Here is an 18747-nt window from a genome sequence, read left to right as displayed (position 1 = left end):
GCTCTTATTATGCTGCAGTTAAATATACCTGTTTACTAAATTTTCAAGATACTCTTGTCTTCCACTTCTTACTTCAGGCTCGCCGTTTTCGATGGCATATTGTCTTAAATCTTCCAAGGACAATTGACCGTTTTCGAACTCGGCGCCTTTACCGCTGTCAAAGGAAGCGTAACGGTCTGCACGGATTTTCTTATACTCTGATTTATTTAGAATTGTTTCAGCACTGATGAGTGCTTTTGCAAATACATCCATACCGCCAATGTGACCATAAAAAAGATCTGCGGGATCAGTTGAATTTCTGCGAATGCGGGCGTCGAAATTTACACCGCCACCTTGCAATCCACCTGCTTCCAATACGATCAACATTGCCTCAGTCAACTCTTCTACACTGTTTGGAAACTGGTCCGTGTCCCATCCATTTTGATAGTCCCCACGGTTAGCATCCATTGAACCTAACATACCTGCATCAGCCGCTACCTGCACCTCGTGAGCAAAAGTATGACCGGCCAAAGTAGCGTGGTTTACCTCGAGGTTAATTTTAAAATCATCGGCTAAACCATGTTGGCGCAAAAAGCCAACAACAGTTGCAGCATCGTAATCGTATTGGTGTTTTGTTGGCTCCATTGGTTTAGGCTCTATGAAAAAAGTGCCTTTAAAACCTTGTTTCCTAGCGTAGTCTTTTGCAGTATGTAAAAACCTGGCTAAGTGTTCCTGCTCTCTCTTCATGTTAGTGTTAAGCAGGCTCATATAACCTTCTCTACCTCCCCAAAAAACATAGTTTTCGCCTCCAAGCGCAATGGTTGCATCAAGGGCACCTTTCACTTGCGTGGCTGCATGTGCAAGCACATGGAAATCAGGATTGGTCGATGCTCCGTTCATATAACGGCGATGAGAGAATACATTAGCTGTGCCCCACAACAATTTGATACCTGTCTTTGACTGCTTTTCTTTTGCATACTCCACCATCGCCTGCAAGCGACGCTCGTATTCTACAACATCGTTTGTATAGTCTACTACATCAAGATCGTGAAAACAATAATAGTCGAGGCCTAACTTGGTCATAAATTCAAAGGCTGCATCCATTTTGTCTTTTGCCCTTTCAACTGCATCCCCTTTTTCATTCCAAGGATGAACGAACGTAGCACCGCCAAAGGGATCGGCGCCATCGTAGCAGAACGAATGCCAGTACGCACAAGAAAACTTCAGGTACTCTTTCATTGTTTTGCCTGCGATCATTTTGTTTTCATCGTACCAGCGAAAAGCCATTGGATTATCGCTTTCAGGTCCTTCGTATTTAATCTGTTGAATACCGGGAAAAAACTCTTTTTGACCAATTAAGACTGACATAGCTATCTGTTTTTGTTTTATTGAAAGAATGTTATTGAAAAAGGTTTAAACCTTGCAGGCTGTGAGCTTTTACAATGTCGAATTTCTGTTTCCGTTATTTAATGTTGACCGGTTCTTTAACAAGTTGAAAAGGAGTTACGTAGCCAGCTTTTACAATGCTATTAAACTCTCTTGCGTCGCACTCTTCAACTTTTTTCCGGCCTTTCACCTATAACCTGGTAAGGTCAGGGCAAAATTAGATCAAGTCAGATTCTTCCGTTTTGGTAACCCCCATTACCTTACTTCAATCTCCCTCTGCGTCCTAAATTCGCCCCGCACCTTTACCATTATTTTTAGACCTACTGCCTTTTACGCTTTTTGAATTAAAACCTCAAAAAAGAACAAACTGTCGCAGTGAGTGACACAACGATATTGAATAAAGAACTCAAGACCGGTGCAAGCTGATCGCTAAGAGCTTAAAGCTGCCTGCTACATACTACACGCCCTAAACCCTACACTTTACACCCTAAACCCTACACCTTAAACCCTACTTATTCAAATGCATCTCCAAAACTTTTTTCCATTCTTGGTACAGGGTATTATAAGTATCCTGGTTGTTCGGCTCTACCAACTGCAAGGGTTTCATTTTACTAAATGCTTCCTGTTCATTGGCAAAAGCCTTCGCCCCAATTCCTGCGCCGATGGCTGCACCTACGCTTCCATCGCTTTCATACAACTCAACAGGCACACCCGTGGCGTTCACAAAAGCCTCTGTAAACAATTGACTTAAAAACATATTCGAACGTCCCGCCCTGATAATAGTAGGGTTCATACCATTTTCACGCATAATGTCCAGACCATACCTGAAAGCAAAAGCAATGCCTTCCTGTGCCGCGCGAAATATGTGTGCACGGGTATGAATATTCAGGTCGATGCCGTGAAAGTGGCAGCCGATTATTTTATTGTTTAGCATTCTTTCAGCACCATTTCCAAAAGGAAGAATATACAAACTGTTACTTCCCGGCGCTACTTTTAAAGCAGCCTCATCTATCTTTTTGTAAGACATGTCAGGAGCAATATTGTCGCGAACCCAACGGTTCAAGATACCCGTTCCGTTGATACACAGCAGCACGCCCAGACGCTTCTCATCGCTTGCATGATTTACATGCGCAAAAGTGTTTACACGAGATTGTTTATCGTACGCCAACTGGTCGCTTACACCATAAATAACACCCGAAGTGCCGGCAGTCGCAGCGACCTCACCGGGATTTAGTACGTTTAACGATAAAGCATTGTTGGGCTGGTCACCCGCTTTATATGTTACAGGTATCCCCTGCTGTAAACCCAATGATGCTGCCACCTCCTTTTGAAGATGACCGTGCTCAGAAAACACAGGATTTACACGTGGGATGAATGACGAGTCGAATTTAAAATGATTCATGACATCATCAGATAAACCGTCTTTTTGAAAATCCCAAAAAACACCTTCAGACAGTGCAGAGGAGCTGGTGGTGACTTCACCTGTTAGCTTCATGGCTATATAATCGCCGGGGAGCATCACCTTATTTATAGAGCTATAAACTGCAGGTTCATTTTCCTTCACCCAACCCAATTTAGCTGCTGTAAAATTACCGGGTGAGTTTAGCAGGTGCGATAAGGAATTTTGTTCGCCGATTGCCTGGAAAGCTTTCTCACCAAAAGGAACTGCACGGCTGTCGCACCAGATGATTGAATCGCGAAGCACTGTCTGGTCTTTGTCTACGACTACCAACCCATGCATCTGGTAAGCTATACCAATCGCGCCTACATCAATGAGATTTATGTCATTAGTTGAGCCCAGTCGTTTAATGGCTTGTTGCACATGTTCCCACCACATTTCTGCTGACTGCTCGGCCCAACCCGGTTGAACTGATTTTATCTCTGTCTCCGTATCAGGAAACTGGGCGGAAGCGACACATTGTTGAGTCTGAGAATCGACCACTGAAACTTTAATAGAAGATGTACCAACGTCAATACCTAATAATAACATGGTTACCTGGATTAATAATAAAACAAAGTTGTTTACTTATTAATTGCATATATGAAAGCGGAGATTTATGGAACTGGCAAGCTTTACAGTATTGCAACGGGCTGCAAATTAGATTGAATTACAATACTCTTCTACTACTTTTTTATTTATTACCTAAACTATTTTAATCGAAAAGTAGTTTGCAAATACCCTTCTTACTTAATATTGTACTATGAAGCCACTCGTTGAACAACTTCCGCTTAGTGACAATACTTCTTTTGTTGCACGCACTCATCGTACACCCAATTTTGAGGTCAACTGGCACCAGCACATCGAGTATGAACTGATCCTTTTTACAGAAGGTGCGGGTCTTAGTTTTATCGGGAACTATGTGGGTGAATTCGAAGTGGGTGATGTTTTTTTTCTAGGGGCTAACCTTCCGCATACTTTTAAGAAAAGTGGCGATGTTATTACAAGCGCTATTGTAGTACACTTTAAGCAAGATTTCTGGGGCAATGAATTTTTGAATTTACCTGAAAGCAAAGAAGTGCTCCATCTCCTAAAAACTTCTTTACATGGATTGAAAATAAAAGGAAAAAGTAAAGAAGTAATGAATACCCTTATTGGAACTCTTGAAAAGGAAAAAGGGTTTAGAAGAATAATTACGCTGTGTGAATGCCTGGATTTACTTGCTAAAAAAGAAGAGTTTGACACCCTTTCCACCCAGGAAGTCAAAGAGGTAAATAACAAAAACAGGGAACGGATTGATCGTATTTTTCATTACACAATGGAAAACTTTAGAGAGCCTATCCAGTTGTCTACAATAGCAAGGTTAGCAGATATGAGTATCCCGGCATTTTGTAACTACTTTAAAAAAAGCACAAGAAAAAGGTATATCGATTTTCTTAATGAAGTTAGGATTGGATACGCGTGCAAACTACTTACAGATAATACCAGCATTACTATAGAAGGCGCCAGCTATGAAAGTGGATTTAGTACGATCGCCAATTTCAACAAGCAGTTCCTGAAAGTGAAAGCAATGACGCCTTCTAAATACAGGAAAATCTTTTCGCTTCGGCAGTCTCAACTTTAAAATGGCCAAAAAAAACCCGCAGCTAAGTGCGGGTTAAAATGTTGCTTTGTAATCTCCTTACACTATCGTTGGTCGTCCTGTATTCTCGATATAATCGTAAGCTTCAATATCGTTGTTCGTTACGTAACTATCCTCTGACGAAGATTTAGCACTTTCGGAAACGAAATAGATGGCTATTGCTGAAACGATGCCGGCAATGCCCGCAAAAATTAAAATATTTTTCATGTTGTTTAGTTTAAAGGTTTAGTTAGTGCAATTGGCATACCAGCGAAAAACGGAGGCAGCTATTATTTAATTAGCTGCTTGAACTTCTTTAATTCTCCAATCTCTAAGGGAGACAGCACCTCATTGTTTTCATACTTCGACTTAAAGAACAATACTCTCTTGTGCTGCGGGTACTTTGCCAAAACCTCTTCAATCATTTGTCCTGTGCTTTCTTCCTTTTCAACCATTGGTTTTGGCGCGGGAAGTTCAGATTTTTCCCTGGTCGGCATTTTATTCATGATCGCCTCTACAGTCGCTAGCTTGCCCGGAGAAATATCCTTTATTTTAGAAGCCTTGCTGTGCAATCCCTGTAATTGTTTTTTACTAAGACTTCCCCGTTCGCGGTATTGCTTGTATAAACTGATTACAAATGATGAAACGGGATATGCAAGTATGCACTCCTCCAACACCTCATTTATTATATCAAGCCCTTGCTTTTTCTGCACCATAATTATTACTCTGTTGCAAACAAATGTAATGAAGTCTTCGAAGCAGTCGGGTTTAGAATACTTGGTGTAAAATAATACCGGAAAGTAAGATGAATGAAGGCCTCCAATATTCCTTTCTTAAATCATATCTGCAACCCATCTGAAAAAATAGCCGCTCACTCAACTGGTACTTTACATTGTTTCTCGATAGAAACAGCTTTGTAGTTATAAAAATCAGTGAAACTGGTATTTATAAAAAAGGAATCACAATGAAAAAGATATTAAAGTGGACCGTGCTGATAATATTAACTATCGTAGGTGGAATAGCGATCGTAACAGCAACGAGCCAACATAAAAAGTTTACAGCACCTTACCCTGCTATAAAAGCAACTATCGATATGGCAGTAATTGCCCGGGGAAAACACCTCGTTTTTGATATTGCACATTGTGCCGACTGTCACAGCAAAGCAAATGTGGACTCACTGATGCAACTTGGCCAGGATGTGCCTCTAAGTGGCGGCAAACTATTTGCCTTGCCGCTGGGAAACATTTATACAAAAAACATAACTCCCGATAAGGAAACCGGGATCGGCAAATTTACAGATGCGGAAATCGCAAGGATCTTACGTTATGGGGTGCATCGTGATGGCACGGCTGTTTTCGACTTTATGCCTTTTCACAACATTAGTGATGAAGATATGACAGCTATCATTTCATTTCTGCGTACTCAGAAGCCGGTAAGAAATGAAGTTCCAAAACACGAGTTAAATGCCATTGGCAAAGTCGTTAATGCATTTATGGTCAAGCCGGTAGGTCCAAGTGAAGATGTGCCGCAAAAAGTTACAGCTGATACAACTGCTGCCTACGGAAGATACCTTGTACACAACCTCGCTAATTGCGGCGGCTGCCATACTAAAAGAGACATTAAAGGCAAACCAATCGGTGAACCTTTTGCAGGTGGCAGCCCGATAAAGAAAGACGGCTACCCTGCTTTAACACCACCAAATCTTACGCCCCATCCAAGTAGTCGCATTTATGGCTGGACACAGGATATGTTTATAAAGCGATTTAGAATGGGAGAAGTAACACCTCACAGCGAAATGCCATGGAATACATTTAAGAGAATGAAAGATGATGAACTCAAGGCAATCTATAAATATCTAAAAACAGTGAAGCCGGCAAAAACTACGGCAGTAGAGAAAACAGAAGCTTAGCTTAACGGGTAATTACTAGCGTTAGGCATTCCTCAATTCATTAATTAAGCAGATATTTACTTTCAATCTATCTGAAACTAATTTAATGAAAAGAGGAATTCTTGCTTCAGCAATAATCGCATTGGCCGTCTTACTGTTTGGTTTCAATCCGCTTAAACCCGTTAACAAAGTCGCTCCGCCTGCACCTTTATTCCCGTTGCCTTCTGAGAAGCAAATGGGATGGCACGAGATGGAAATGAATGCATTTATTCATTTTACCACCAACACTTTTACAGGCCTTGAATGGGGTTTTGGTAATGAAAGTAATTCCATCTTCAATCCTTCTTCGCTTGACGCGACACAGTGGGTAAAAACGTTGAAAGAGGCAGGCTTTAAAGGGGCTATTCTTACGTGTAAACATCATGACGGCTTTTGTCTTTGGCCAAGTAAGCACACAGAACATTCAGTAAAAAACAGTCCCTGGAAAAATGGCAAAGGAGATGTGGTAAGGGATGTCTCTGATGCATGCAAAAAAGCGGGTTTGAAGTTCGGCGTCTATCTTTCTCCCTGGGACAGAAATCACCCTGAATATGGCCGACCTCCATATGTTGATTACTACCGCAATCAATTAAAAGAATTGTTTACAAACTATGGCTCCATCTTCGAAATGTGGTTTGATGGCGCAAACGGCGGAAATGGTTTTTATGGTGGAGCTAACGAAACGCGTAAGATAAATGGTGCGACTTATTATGATTGGCCAAAAACACTGGACATCGTTTGCAGCATTCAACCTAACGTACTTTTTTTTAGCGATGCCGGCCCTGATTTGCGTTGGTGCGGAAACGAAAGAGGCACAGCCGGAGAAACAAATTGGAACACTATCACAAATGATACATTGTATGCAGGCAAACCAAACATAGAAAGATTACTAAACACAGGTTCTGAAAACGGAACTAAATGGGTGCCCTCTGAAGTAGACGTATCAATCAGGAAAGGATGGTTCTATCACCCGCAGGAAGATACGCTTGTAAAATCTCCGCAAACCTTGTTCAATATTTATCTTACAACAGTGGGTCGTGGCTCTACCTTATTACTAAATGTGCCTCCTGATCAACGTGGCTTATTTCATGAAAACGATGTAAAGTCTTTACAAGGTTTTAAGAAGTTATTGGATAGTGAATTCAAAACCAATGTGGCAAAAAATGCGAAAGTTGAAGCAAGTTCTTTTAGAGGAAATGATGTGGCGTACTCGCCTTCAAAAGTAACTGATGGGAAAAAAGACACGTATTGGGCAACCGATGATAAAGTAGTAAGCGGATCACTTGAAATCACCTTAAATAAAATTCAACCTCTGAAATATATCCTGGTGCAGGAATACATCCGGTTAGGACAAAGAGTTAAATCTTTCAATGTAGACGTGTGGGATGACAACCAATGGAAACGGGTTGCATCGGCAACGACTATTGGTTATAAAAGAATTTTAAAGCTGAATAATGTAAAGACAAATAAAGTGCGAATAAATATTGCAAATGCGAAAGCTTGTCCAGTCATTTCAAATGTCGAACTATTTTGATGCTTTCTGTTTGCTTTTGCTGCTCTATTTATTTTACTGTCTTTTTCGGTTATCACTTAAACTAATATGGGCAATAGTTGCAGTTTCAAAGGTGGACATTTGTTTTGTGGCCGTTCTAACCTTGTAACCACATCCAATATTTATTTAATGCCCGACGTTTTTTAATGTCCTAATGAAAAGCCTCCTTTCCAGGAAGCTTTTTTGTTATACCCCACCCTATCTTCTCCCACCTGTTCAAACCGTTTTGAAAAAGTAAGTCTGTACACAAAGAAGTAGTTTTGTTTGATTCGCATAAAACAACTTTTAAGTATGGATGATAATGAACAGTTTTTCATAAAAGGCAAAATCGTTGATATACCGAAAAAGAGAATTTTTGCAGCTCAGATTGAGATTGCGGGGGGAATTATAAAAAACATTAAAGAAATTGATGCTGATGACACGCTTCAGACCTTTATCCTTCCCGGGTTTATAGATAGCCACGTACATATCGAAAGCAGCATGTTAATACCTTCTGAGTTTGCAAGACTTGCAGTTGTACATGGTACCGTTGCCACTGTCAGCGACCCTCATGAAATTGCAAATGTTTGTGGGATTGAAGGTGTAGAATACATGATAGATAATGGCAACCAGGTTCCATTCAAATTCAATTTCGGTGCACCAAGTTGTGTGCCTGCTACCACCTTCGAAACGGCAGGCGCAGCACTAGATTCTACTGCTGTAGAAAAACTGCTGGAACGGAAAGAAATAAAATACCTCAGCGAAATGATGAACTTTCCAGGGGTATTGTTTGGAGATGATGAAGTAATGAAAAAGATAGCTGCTTCACATACACACAACAAGCCGGTGGATGGACATGCTCCTGGCTTAAGAGGAGAAGATGCTAAGAAATATATTGAAGCGGGCATTAGCACGGATCACGAGTGTTTTACTGCAGAAGAGGCGCTCGATAAGCTCAAGCTTGGAATGAAGATTCTGATAAGAGAAGGTAGCGCCGCTAAAAATTTCGATGCACTTGTCGATCTTTTAAATGAACATTCTTCCAACATAATGTTTTGCAGCGATGATAAACATCCTGATAGCCTGGTTGAAGGTCATATAAATAAACTGTGTGCCAGAGCCATAGCTAAAGGAGTTGATGTTTTTAAGGTATTGCGGGCGGCATGCATCAATCCAGTCCAACATTATAAGTTAGATGTAGGCTTACTAAAAGAAGGTGATCCTGCAGATTTTATAATTGCAAAAGACCTAACAAATTTTGATATAATTGCTACCTACATCGGCGGTGTCCTGGTTGCAGAAAATGGGGTTACAAAAATCAAATCTGTTCCTTTCGGTAGTATCAATCATTTTGAATGTGATTTTACAATTCCCGAAAATTTTCAAGTCTTAGATCCTGTTGCTGATGAGCATAAGGTAGCGGTGATTGAAGCGCTGGACGGTCAACTAATCACAAACAAAATTCTTGTATCCTCCTCTCTCCTAGTGACAGAAGGTGGACGTTTAACTAGCAATGTAAAAGAAGACATTCTCAAAATTGCAGTCATCAACCGTTATCAAAAAGCTGTCATAGCGAAAGGATGGATCAAAAATTTCGGTTTGAAAGAGGGGGCAATTGCATCCTCCGTAGCGCACGATAGTCATAACATTATTGTAACCGGTGTAGATGACGAAAGCATAAGTAAAGCAGCAAATCTAGTCATCGAAGCACGTGGTGGTGTTAGTTGTGTTTCTAAGACAGCATCTAAGGTTATCGCTTTGCCTGTTGGGGGGTTGATGAGCAATAAAGATGGGTACGAGATTGCGAGTGAGTACACAGCACTTGACACCGTGGCGAAAAGCCTTGGATCGAAATTGTCTGCTCCATTCATGACACTTTCTTTTATGGCTCTCCTGGTAATACCGCATCTTAAACTCAGCGATAAGGGTTTATTTAACGGCGACAATTTTTCATTCGAAAATAGCAGTGAGAACTAAACATCGTACAAGCAACCAAATGGCATAAGATTTTAATGCATGTGGATGTTAAAGTCGGTTATAGCTTTAACCTTTATCTCAATTTCTACGTCAAACGTTATATTTGATAAACAAAATTTAGCGGAGATGAAAACTTTGTCTGAAACGTGGTTTACGGAAGGATATATAGATTTTGAACTAAAGAAATATACGCTTCTAGCATACCTCAACGAGGTCAATAAATACTTCAACGAAAACAAGTTGTACCCGCAACTTGCCGATGTCATCTTTCATTACAATAACATCATATCCTTCAGAGAAAATAAGAAATTTCTGCAGGAGCACTTTCCCAAACAACTCACAGATATCAACATTCAAAAACTTCAATTTGCTTACGAGCAAATGATTGAAGATGATGAGTTGATGAAAGAACTGGAAGACATTATTCACTACTCAGCAAACAAGATAAAAAGTACCATTAAGACTGGAGCGGAGATTTATGAATTTGTTGAAACCAAGATGAGCATAGAGCCCGTTGGCCTTGTACCCCTAGATGTAAATGAGGGATATTTATTTTTGAAAGATGGCAAGTACAACGCAATTGTAGTTTACCAATATCGCCTGACCTTTTTCGAAAAACACGATGAGAAGTACCGCGGCATCCGCACAGATTACATCCATAAGTGGGATAGAACGGTGAGTAATTCCCCCGAAAATATAAAAGGTGAATTGATAAAAAACCGCCGTGACCTACCCAACCCGGCAGTGTATAACATTCAAACCGACTTGGCTTATCCTCTCGAGGAAACCCTTTTGCCAATCGCAAAACGCTCGTTTGTAAAGTACATAAGCAACTAGACTTGCGCCTCGAGCGAAAGAATTGTCCTCAAGCATAAGAAAGCTGTAACCTGAACGGATGCCATGTGCTGTTCATGTTCCATACTTAGCATCTTTTTTTTAAACATTCCCGTTCAAATTTTTTTAAAAATGTGGCATCTATTATACAGCTTTAATTCATTTTTATTGGTCTTATTAGAGGTACAGGTTTTTATACAATTTTGTTAGCAACCACTCGAGAGTAATTAACATGTGTTGAATAACTTGTAGCGAAGAGTTTCACAAAAATTAACTTAGTTTGAATAGGATTTAGGTTTCAAATGAATTAAAATTAAAATGGCTTTTTACAAGATTTAATATGAATGAAACCCGGGAAATTTCTGCTTTATTTTCCTTGATCGACGATCCGGACCAAGAGGTTTTTTCAACCGTCTCAAACCGAATTGTCCATTACGGCCGGGGCATTATACCAAATCTTGAAAATCTCTGGGAAAACACTTTAAGTGAGGAGGTACAAGAGCGCATAGAACTGCTCATTCACAAACTTCATTTTATTGATCTTAATAAAGACTTCACCGACTGGAAAAATAATCCTTATCATGACCTGCTTTTTGGGTCGCTACTCGTCGCCAAATTTCAATACCCCGAACTTGCCACGGCACCCGTTCTACAGGAGCTGGAAAGAATTCGCAGAAACGTTTGGCTGGAGCTGAACAGCTTTCTTACTTCGCTGGAACAGGCCAATGTGATTTCGAGTATTGTCTATAATTACTACAATTTAAAAGGGGTTGAAATGGGATATAACAACCCAGACGATTTCTTCATTCATAAAGTAATAGAAAGTAAAAAAGGAAATGCGCTAAGTAACGGCGTTTTATATTTGCTCTTATGCGAATTGCTTGATATAAACGTAAAAGCTATCAATATTCCACGCCAGTTTATCCTTGCCTATTTTCACAATGATTACGACCAATTAGTCGATCCTAATCCGCAGCAAAAAATTCATTTTTATATAGACGCCATTAACGGGCAGATCTTTTCACACAAAGACATGGAGGCCTACTTCAAACGCATCTCCGTTCCTATAACTCCGTTTTATTTCAAACCACTTTCTCACAAACGTATTATTCAAATACAACTTGAAGAATTAGCGAAGTGCTTTAAGAATCCAAAATACGATTACAAGTATAAAGAACTGATGAGCTTAAGCAACCTGCTGGAAGATTAAGGTTACCTCCGTATAGTTTGAATGTATTTTGCCCTAAATTCTTGTTCTCACAATTTCCCAAAGTACTATTCCTGCAGCTACAGAAATATTGAGGGAATGTTTCATGCCCAGCTGAGGAATTTCGAGGCTTCCGTCTATTAATTGCAGTACCTCGTTTTGTACTCCTTCCACTTCATTGCCAAATACAACTGCAATCTTATCATCTGTTTTTACTGAAAATTTTTCAAGAGACATACTTCCTTCAGTTTGCTCTACCGCCAATACTTTATAACCTCTATTTTTTAATTCGCGTATAGCGTCGGTAGCGGCTGCAAAATAAATCCAGTCGACAGACTCTGTTGCTCCAAGAGCAGTCTTATTGATATCTCTATGAGGAGGTTGAGGAGTATATCCACATAAAAAAATGGCATCGATTAAAAAGGCATCTGCAGTTCTAAAAACACTTCCCACATTATGCATGCTTCTTATGTTATCAAGCACTGCTATTACAGGAGTTTTTGAAGCCTGTTTAAACTCCTCTATTGACTTACGCCCCAATTCATCCATACTTAATTTTCGCATGGAACAAATTTAGAACGAACACAACTAAATTGCTCAGCAGTATACGAAGTTAGACACCGAACTATCGAGTATGGATTAGATTTTAAGTGAAGACTTCTGCAAAAAGGCAACTTTCATTTTAGGCATTTACCGGCTTATTTGCAACAAACCAGTCCGCCATTGCCTCGATTAGTTCCGTATTTTCTTCTTCGGTGCCAACAGTAATTCTCAGGCAATTTTCGCATAACTGAACATTGCTTCTATCTCTTACCACAATTCCGCGGGTCAATAAATAATGATAAATTTCTTTTGCATTATCCACTTTTACCAGCAGAAAGTTTGCATCAGAAGGATAGACTTTTTTCACAAACGGAATTTTCTCAAATACCCCTTTTAGCGCAACCCGCATTTGCACAAGTTCTTTAATCATATCGTTCACCTGCCCCACTTCTTCCAAAGCCTTAAGCGCTAATTCTTGCGTTACCTGGTTTACGTTATAGGGCGGCTTAACGCGGTTTAAAATTTCAATAATCTCTTCTGACGCAAATGCCATTCCTAGCCGAAGGCCGGCAAGTCCCCAGGCTTTACTAAAAGTTTGAAGGACGACCAGGTTTGGATAGTCTTTAAGTTCTTGTATGAAAGATTTTTGCCTTGAAAAATTAATATAGGCTTCATCTACCACTACCAACCCATTGAAGTTATTGAGGATAGTTTCGACGTCTTCCCTATTCATAGAATTCGCAGTCGGATTATTGGGCGAACAGATCCAGATGAGTTTAGTGTTTTCGTTTACTAAATTTTCAAGATGAACAAGGTCAAGTTGGAAATCGTCAAGCAACGGCGCTTTTTTGATTTCGATGTCATTGATGTTAGCACTTACCTCGTACATACCGTATGTGGGAGGACATATTATTACATTGTCTTTACCGGGATTACAAAAACAGCGATATAAAAGGTCAACACACTCATCACTTCCATTACCTAAAAAAATCTTCGATGCTTCAACTGACTTTACCACTGAAAGGGCTTCTTTAACCTTCACCTGGTGAGGATCCGGGTATCGGTTGTACCATTTCGTCAAAGGCGACCCTAATGCGTTTTCATTTGCATCTAAAAATACTTTTGCTTCACCGCTAAATTCATCTCTTGCTGAGGAATAAGGGGTGAGGCTTTTTATGTTTTCGCGAACAAGTTTATTTAAATCAAACATGGACAGTATTTGTTGTATTTAGATATTGGGGTGAAAAAGATCGAAAGTAAAAATCGATTTCAGTACTAGTTACAAAGCCTGATCGAAACCGCGTTTTTATGGGCCTGCAGTCCCTCTGCTTCCGCCATAATTTCTACCGTTCCACCGATACCTTCCAGTCCTACTTTGGACAATTTTTGATAAGTTATCTTCTTTACAAAAGAATCAACACTTACACCGCTGTAAGCTTTTGCATAGCCATTGGTAGGCAAAGTATGATTCGTACCGCTTGCGTAATCTCCAACGCTTTCGGGCGAATAATTTCCAAGAAAAATAGAACCAGCATTGATAATTTCGTCCCCAATTTTCTCATCATCTGCACAACTGATAATAAGGTGTTCCGGAGCATATTCGTTAATCAATTCAATTCCTTCCCTTATTGTTTTAACTAAAAATATTTTGCTGTTTTGAATAGCTATCGTTGCAATGTTTTTTCTCGGCAAAACCGCCAGCTGTCTTTCTACTTCAACTTTCGTCTCAGATGCTAACGCAGCCGATGTAGTAACTAGAATTGCCTGACTATCGTTACCGTGCTCCGCTTGTGATAAGAGATCAGCGGCAACGAAAGCTGCATTAGCCGTGTCATCGGCTAGCACGGCTACTTCACTTGGCCCCGCAGGCATATCAATTGCCACCCCATCTTTTTGAACCAACTGCTTAGCGCAGGTAACATATTGGTTTCCTGGACCAAAAATTTTATACACCTGGGGAATGGTAGCAGTTCCGAAAGCTAGCGCAGCAATTCCCTGGGCTCCACCAGCTTTAAATATTTGAGTAACCCCAACAAGATGTGCTGCATATAATATGGCGGGATGTAATTTGCCTTCTTTATTGGGAGGTGAGCATAAGATAATTTCTTTACAACCGACCATTTTAGCAGGAATTCCCAGCATTAAAATAGTAGAGAATAAAGGAGCGGAGCCGCCTGGAATATATAGACCTACTTTCTCAATCGGTACTGATTTCCTCCAACATTGTACGCCGGGCATCGTTTCTACCCGTTCTTCCATCTTCAATTGAGCCCGATGAAATTTTTCGATATTCTCTTTGGCCTGCAGAATCGCGTTTTTTAAATTATCGTCAACAAGATCGCAGGCTTCGCTTATTTCTTCCGCGCTCACTTTAAAGTTGCTCACGCTTACCTTATCAAACATCGATGTAAATCGCCGCACTGCCTCATCGCCGCTTTTCTTTACTTCTTTTACGATGTTTGCAACACTAGCTTCCAAAGAAGAATTATCCAGTACCGGTCTTAAGAGAAGCTTTTTCCAAGCTTTCTTCTCAGGATACTCATACAACACTAACATATTTTACAGCTCTTTAGTCATTTTATAATTCGTAAAATCCTTACCATTATAAAGCTTCTTCTTTATGCGGGTAACCCTAAAACCGTAGGCTTCAAAAAAAGATTTTGCTGTTATACTTGCTTCCGTTGTCAACACCCGGTAATTTCTTTCTTCGGCTATGTGCAGTATTTCTTCTATGAGGTTTGCTGCAATTTTCTGGCGCTGAAAGTCTTTGTGGACGTATAATGTGTCGACGTGGCCGTCGTCTACCAACTCTGTAAAGCCAACCATTTTATCTTTTATGAAGGCAACCTTACACACATTTTTCTTTAGTCGCTCTTGCCAAAATCTCTTGTCAGAGTTCTCCGGCGCCCATCCGTTCAATTGATCCTGTCTGTAATCGCGCGCGTTTACTGTATGCACGGTATCATAAAACAATTGCATCATTTCGTCGAGCATACTTTCATCATAATCTATAATTCTAAACTCTTCCATTCTGTTTTCTATTATCCTTCTTTTTATACCAGTAGCATCATCGTTGCGTCGCAATCCGTTCATCATTTCTTCTATAAAGCTTTCCTGAGCGTGCACCATCTCTCACAGAAAGCGCAGAAGTCGCGGAAAAAATGGAAGGCCGCTTTTGCTCTCTATTCTTCCAGCCAATCCAAAAAATGCTGTAAATCCCGTTCTAAATGATCATCTTCTCGATAGGCACCACTAAGATTCCCTGCGCGCCTGCTTCCTTTAATTTTTCAATGATTTCCCAAAAATCACTTTCCTTCAGCACGCTATGCACGCTGCTCCAACCACTTTCTGCCAGCGGCAAAACGGTCGGGCTTTTCATTCCGGGAAGCAAACCAATAATCTCAGACAGCTTATCGTTTGGTGCGTTTAATAAAATGTACTTATTATTTTTTGACCTTTTTACCGCCTTTATTCTAAACAACAATTTGTCAAGCAAGCGCTGCTTCTCTTCGTTTAAATGACTGCTTTTTATTAAAACTGCCTGTGACTTTAAAACAGTTTCTACTTCTTTCAAACCGTTCATAAAAAGAGTAGAACCGCTGCTGACAAGGTCGCAAATCGCATGGGCCAAACCAATGCCCGGAGCTATCTCAACACTTCCACTGATCTCGTGGATCTCAGCATCTACACCTTGTTCCTCCATAAACTTCCTTACTATTACAGGGTAAGTGGTAGCAATCCTTTTACCATGCAAATAGGAAACATCGTTGTACACTTCATTCCTGCTAACAGCTATACTTAATCTACATTTTCCAAACCCCAATTGTTCTACAACTTCTACTTTCTTATTTTTTTCGTACACAACATTTTCTCCCACAAAACCTATGTCGGCAACTTCATCTTCTACGTACTGCGGTATGTCGTCGTCTCTTAAAAAATAGACCTCTATAGGAAAATTGCTTGCTTCGGTTCTTAGCTTGTTTACTCCGTTAGCGATATCAATACCGCACTCTTTCAACAGCTTCATACTGTCTTCGTTCAATCGACCCGATTTCTGAATAGCGATTCTAAGAACCATGATTTAACCTCCTATCCTCCGTAACGGAGGAACTTTAATGATTAATTATTAGTACCCGTTCTTCCTTCTTTCCTCTTTAGGACAGGTTGGGATGGGTACAAAAAAAGGCTTACCGAAGTAAGCCCTTTAATGTTTTATAGTGAGTGCACAATACAACAACGGCTTACCCTAAGGCAAGGAATGATGATGAAGTTTGTGCACCTTTAAATTCATGCGGCAAATATAGATTGTGATTACTAAGTAAAAAAATTACTTTAAAAACTAGGCGTTGATGTCTAATTAGTCAAGCTTTAACACCGCCAGGAACGCTTCTTGCGGAACTTCAACATTGCCTATCTGCTTCATACGTTTTTTACCCTCTTTTTGCTTTTCAAGTAATTTCCGTTTACGGCTAATATCACCTCCGTAACACTTTGCAGTAACATCTTTACGCATCGCACTGATGTTTTCGCGAGCAACAATTTTAGCTCCGATGGCTGCCTGGATAACAATTTGAAACTGCTGGCGCGGCAACAACTCTTTCAACTTTTCGCAAAGCTTTCTTCCAAAATCCTGCGCACGGCCGCGGTGTATCAAAGCACTCAATGCATCTACTTTCTCTGAATTGAGCAGAATGTCCATTTTCACAATGTCACTTTCGCGATAGCCAATCGGATGATAATCGAACGAGGCGTAACCACGAGTCGAGCTTTTTAATTTATCATAGAAGTCAAAAACGATCTCGGTAAGCGGCAATTCAAACGTAAGTTCAACACGGGTTGAGGTGAGGTAGCTTTGGTTAATGATAATACCGCGTTTACCCAGACAGAGCGTCATAATGTTGCCAATATAATCGGCGTGAGTAACAATTTGCGCTTTGATAAAAGGCTCCTCAATCGACTCCAACTTTGTCGGGTCAGGCATCTCAGTTGGATTATTTACTGTAATGGTGTCGCCCTTCGAAGTATGTGCAATAAAGCTAACGTTGGGAACTGTAGTAATTACGGTCTGGTTAAACTCCCTCTCCAGCCGCTCCTGGATAATTTCCATGTGCAACATACCTAAAAAGCCGCAGCGGAAACCGAAACCAAGCGCTTGAGATGTTTCGAGTTCGAAGGTGAGAGAAGCATCGTTTAGCTGAAGCTTATCCATGCAATCTCGCAACTCTTCAAAAGCATCTGTTTCTACCGGGAAGATGCCGGCAAAAACCATTGGTTTTACTTCCTCAAACCCTTTAATCATTTCGGCGGGATTATTTGCCAAAGTGATGGTATCGCCCACTTTTACTTCCTTCGCATTCTTGATGCCCGTTATTATATATCCCACATCGCCCGTCTTCACTTCGTCTTTCGCTGTCATTGTAAGCTTCAGTACACCCACTTCGTCGGCAAAGTAATCAGTTCTTGTACTGGCAAATTGTATTTTATCGCCTTTTTTGAGGCTACCATTCATAATACGATAGTAGATGATAATTCCTCTGAAGCTATTGAAAACGCTGTCGAAAATAAGTGCCTGCAAGGGAGCATCAACATTACCAGACGGAGCAGGAATGCGTTCAATAATAGCAGCAAGAATTCCTTCAATACCTATTCCGCTTTTAGCGCTAGCCAGCAAAATAGTTTCAGGCTTGCACCCAATGAGCTCGACAATCTGATCCTTTACTTCTTCAATCATAGCCCCGTCCATATCAATTTTATTGATTACGGGAATGATCTCCAAATTGTTATCAATAGCCAGGTAAAGATTACTTATGGTCTGGGCCTGAATTCCCTGGGATGCATCGACGAGTAGTAGCGCTCCCTCACAAGCTGCAAGGGCACGGCTTACCTCGTAACTAAAATCTACGTGCCCCGGGGTATCAATAAGATTGAGTGTATACGTCTCGCCTTTAAAGGGATAAGTTATTTGTATTGCGTGACTTTTAATGGTAATTCCCTTCTCACGTTCCAGGTCCATATCATCCAGCACCTGCGCCTGCATGTCACGGTCGCTGATCGTATGTGTGAATTCTAAAAGCCGGTCAGCAAGCGTACTCTTTCCGTGATCAATGTGGGCGATGATGCAAAAATTCCTGATATTCTTCATATTGCCGCAAAAATAACGATGTGCACCCACATTTCCCTTTCGTAAAAACTGTTTAGAATGTTACGATTTGTTATTTTAATCGTTGAAAATTATGATTAACCATCTTTCTTAATTAAAAGTTATTGATCCAAATGCTGTTTGAGATGCCTGACTCAATGCTTT

The 18747-nt window shown here is 40.4% G+C and carries 17 protein-coding genes; 6 read left to right on the top strand and 11 right to left on the bottom strand.

Going from position 1 to position 18747, the window contains the following annotated elements; genetic code table 11:
* Nucleotides 1–18: 18 nt before the first annotated feature.
* Together xylA and SAE01_RS02710 are read right to left on the bottom strand one after the other, a co-directional pair.
* Nucleotides 19–1347, bottom strand: a complete 1329-nt coding sequence (xylA, locus tag SAE01_RS02715) for a xylose isomerase (RefSeq protein WP_147201988.1) — start codon at nucleotides 1345–1347, stop codon at nucleotides 19–21.
* A gap of 526 nt (nucleotides 1348–1873) precedes the next feature.
* Nucleotides 1874–3355, bottom strand: coding sequence for a xylulokinase (locus tag SAE01_RS02710; protein WP_147201986.1), 1482 nt, complete (start codon nucleotides 3353–3355; stop codon nucleotides 1874–1876).
* A gap of 211 nt (nucleotides 3356–3566) precedes the next feature.
* Between SAE01_RS02710 and SAE01_RS02705 the strand changes: the two genes are divergently transcribed.
* Complete coding sequence (locus tag SAE01_RS02705; RefSeq protein WP_147201984.1) at nucleotides 3567–4427, top strand: AraC family transcriptional regulator; 861 nt, start codon at nucleotides 3567–3569, stop codon at nucleotides 4425–4427.
* A gap of 57 nt (nucleotides 4428–4484) precedes the next feature.
* On the opposite strand, the gene SAE01_RS24360 is transcribed toward SAE01_RS02705, so the two are convergent.
* A complete protein-coding gene (locus SAE01_RS24360; protein ID WP_170234060.1) occupies nucleotides 4485–4652 on the bottom strand; it encodes a hypothetical protein in 168 nt (55 codons plus the stop codon).
* Nucleotides 4653–4714: 62 nt separating this feature from the next.
* A complete protein-coding gene (locus SAE01_RS02700; RefSeq protein ID WP_147201983.1) occupies nucleotides 4715–5140 on the bottom strand; it encodes a hypothetical protein in 426 nt (141 codons plus the stop codon).
* A gap of 248 nt (nucleotides 5141–5388) precedes the next feature.
* On the opposite strand from SAE01_RS02700, the gene SAE01_RS02695 reads away from it, so the two are divergent.
* On the top strand, nucleotides 5389–6333 hold the full coding sequence (locus SAE01_RS02695) for a cytochrome c (protein WP_147201981.1): 945 nt from the start codon (nucleotides 5389–5391) through the stop codon (nucleotides 6331–6333).
* A gap of 85 nt (nucleotides 6334–6418) precedes the next feature.
* Nucleotides 6419–7885 (top strand): alpha-L-fucosidase, encoded by a 1467-nt coding sequence (locus tag SAE01_RS02690; protein ID WP_147201979.1) that lies wholly within the window; start codon nucleotides 6419–6421, stop codon nucleotides 7883–7885.
* A gap of 161 nt (nucleotides 7886–8046) precedes the next feature.
* Here SAE01_RS02690 and SAE01_RS25045 read toward each other — a convergent pair whose 3' ends face one another.
* Nucleotides 8047–8178 (bottom strand): hypothetical protein, encoded by a 132-nt coding sequence (locus tag SAE01_RS25045; protein ID WP_262713348.1) that lies wholly within the window; start codon nucleotides 8176–8178, stop codon nucleotides 8047–8049.
* 16 nt (nucleotides 8179–8194) lie between these two features.
* On the opposite strand from SAE01_RS25045, the gene ade reads away from it, so the two are divergent.
* From ade to SAE01_RS02675, 3 genes are all read left to right on the top strand, one after another.
* Entirely contained in the window at nucleotides 8195–9859 is a 1665-nt protein-coding gene (gene ade / locus SAE01_RS02685) for an adenine deaminase (protein WP_147201977.1), read from the top strand.
* Nucleotides 9860–9985: 126 nt separating this feature from the next.
* A complete protein-coding gene (locus SAE01_RS02680; protein ID WP_147201976.1) occupies nucleotides 9986–10696 on the top strand; it encodes a hypothetical protein in 711 nt (236 codons plus the stop codon).
* A gap of 337 nt (nucleotides 10697–11033) precedes the next feature.
* Nucleotides 11034–11903: a transglutaminase family protein gene (locus SAE01_RS02675; RefSeq protein ID WP_147201975.1), complete on the top strand. Its 870-nt coding sequence runs from the start codon at nucleotides 11034–11036 to the stop codon at nucleotides 11901–11903.
* Between the two features lie 33 nt (nucleotides 11904–11936).
* Here the strand turns inward: SAE01_RS02675 and SAE01_RS02670 are convergent, their stop codons facing one another.
* From SAE01_RS02670 to lepA, 6 genes are all read right to left on the bottom strand, one after another.
* Nucleotides 11937–12464: an RNA methyltransferase gene (locus SAE01_RS02670; RefSeq protein ID WP_246113141.1), complete on the bottom strand. Its 528-nt coding sequence runs from the start codon at nucleotides 12462–12464 to the stop codon at nucleotides 11937–11939.
* A gap of 118 nt (nucleotides 12465–12582) precedes the next feature.
* A complete protein-coding gene (gene hisC / locus SAE01_RS02665) occupies nucleotides 12583–13653 on the bottom strand; it encodes a histidinol-phosphate transaminase (protein WP_174834597.1) in 1071 nt (356 codons plus the stop codon).
* 65 nt (nucleotides 13654–13718) lie between these two features.
* Complete coding sequence (hisD, locus tag SAE01_RS02660; RefSeq protein ID WP_147201973.1) at nucleotides 13719–14999, bottom strand: histidinol dehydrogenase; 1281 nt, start codon at nucleotides 14997–14999, stop codon at nucleotides 13719–13721.
* A 3-nt stretch (nucleotides 15000–15002) separates the two neighbouring features.
* Entirely contained in the window at nucleotides 15003–15572 is a 570-nt protein-coding gene (locus SAE01_RS02655) for a GNAT family N-acetyltransferase (RefSeq protein ID WP_147201972.1), read from the bottom strand.
* Between the two features lie 94 nt (nucleotides 15573–15666).
* A complete protein-coding gene (gene hisG, locus SAE01_RS02650) occupies nucleotides 15667–16521 on the bottom strand; it encodes an ATP phosphoribosyltransferase (protein ID WP_218029053.1) in 855 nt (284 codons plus the stop codon).
* 279 nt (nucleotides 16522–16800) lie between these two features.
* Entirely contained in the window at nucleotides 16801–18585 is a 1785-nt protein-coding gene (gene lepA / locus SAE01_RS02645; RefSeq protein ID WP_147201970.1) for a translation elongation factor 4, read from the bottom strand.
* Nucleotides 18586–18747 lie beyond the last annotated feature (162 nt).

It is taken from the genome of Segetibacter aerophilus (genome assembly GCF_007991655.1).
GTDB lineage: Bacteria > Bacteroidota > Bacteroidia > Chitinophagales > Chitinophagaceae > Segetibacter > Segetibacter aerophilus.
Note: the sequence above shows the minus strand (reverse complement) of the source record. Positions and strands in the feature narration are given on the sequence as shown.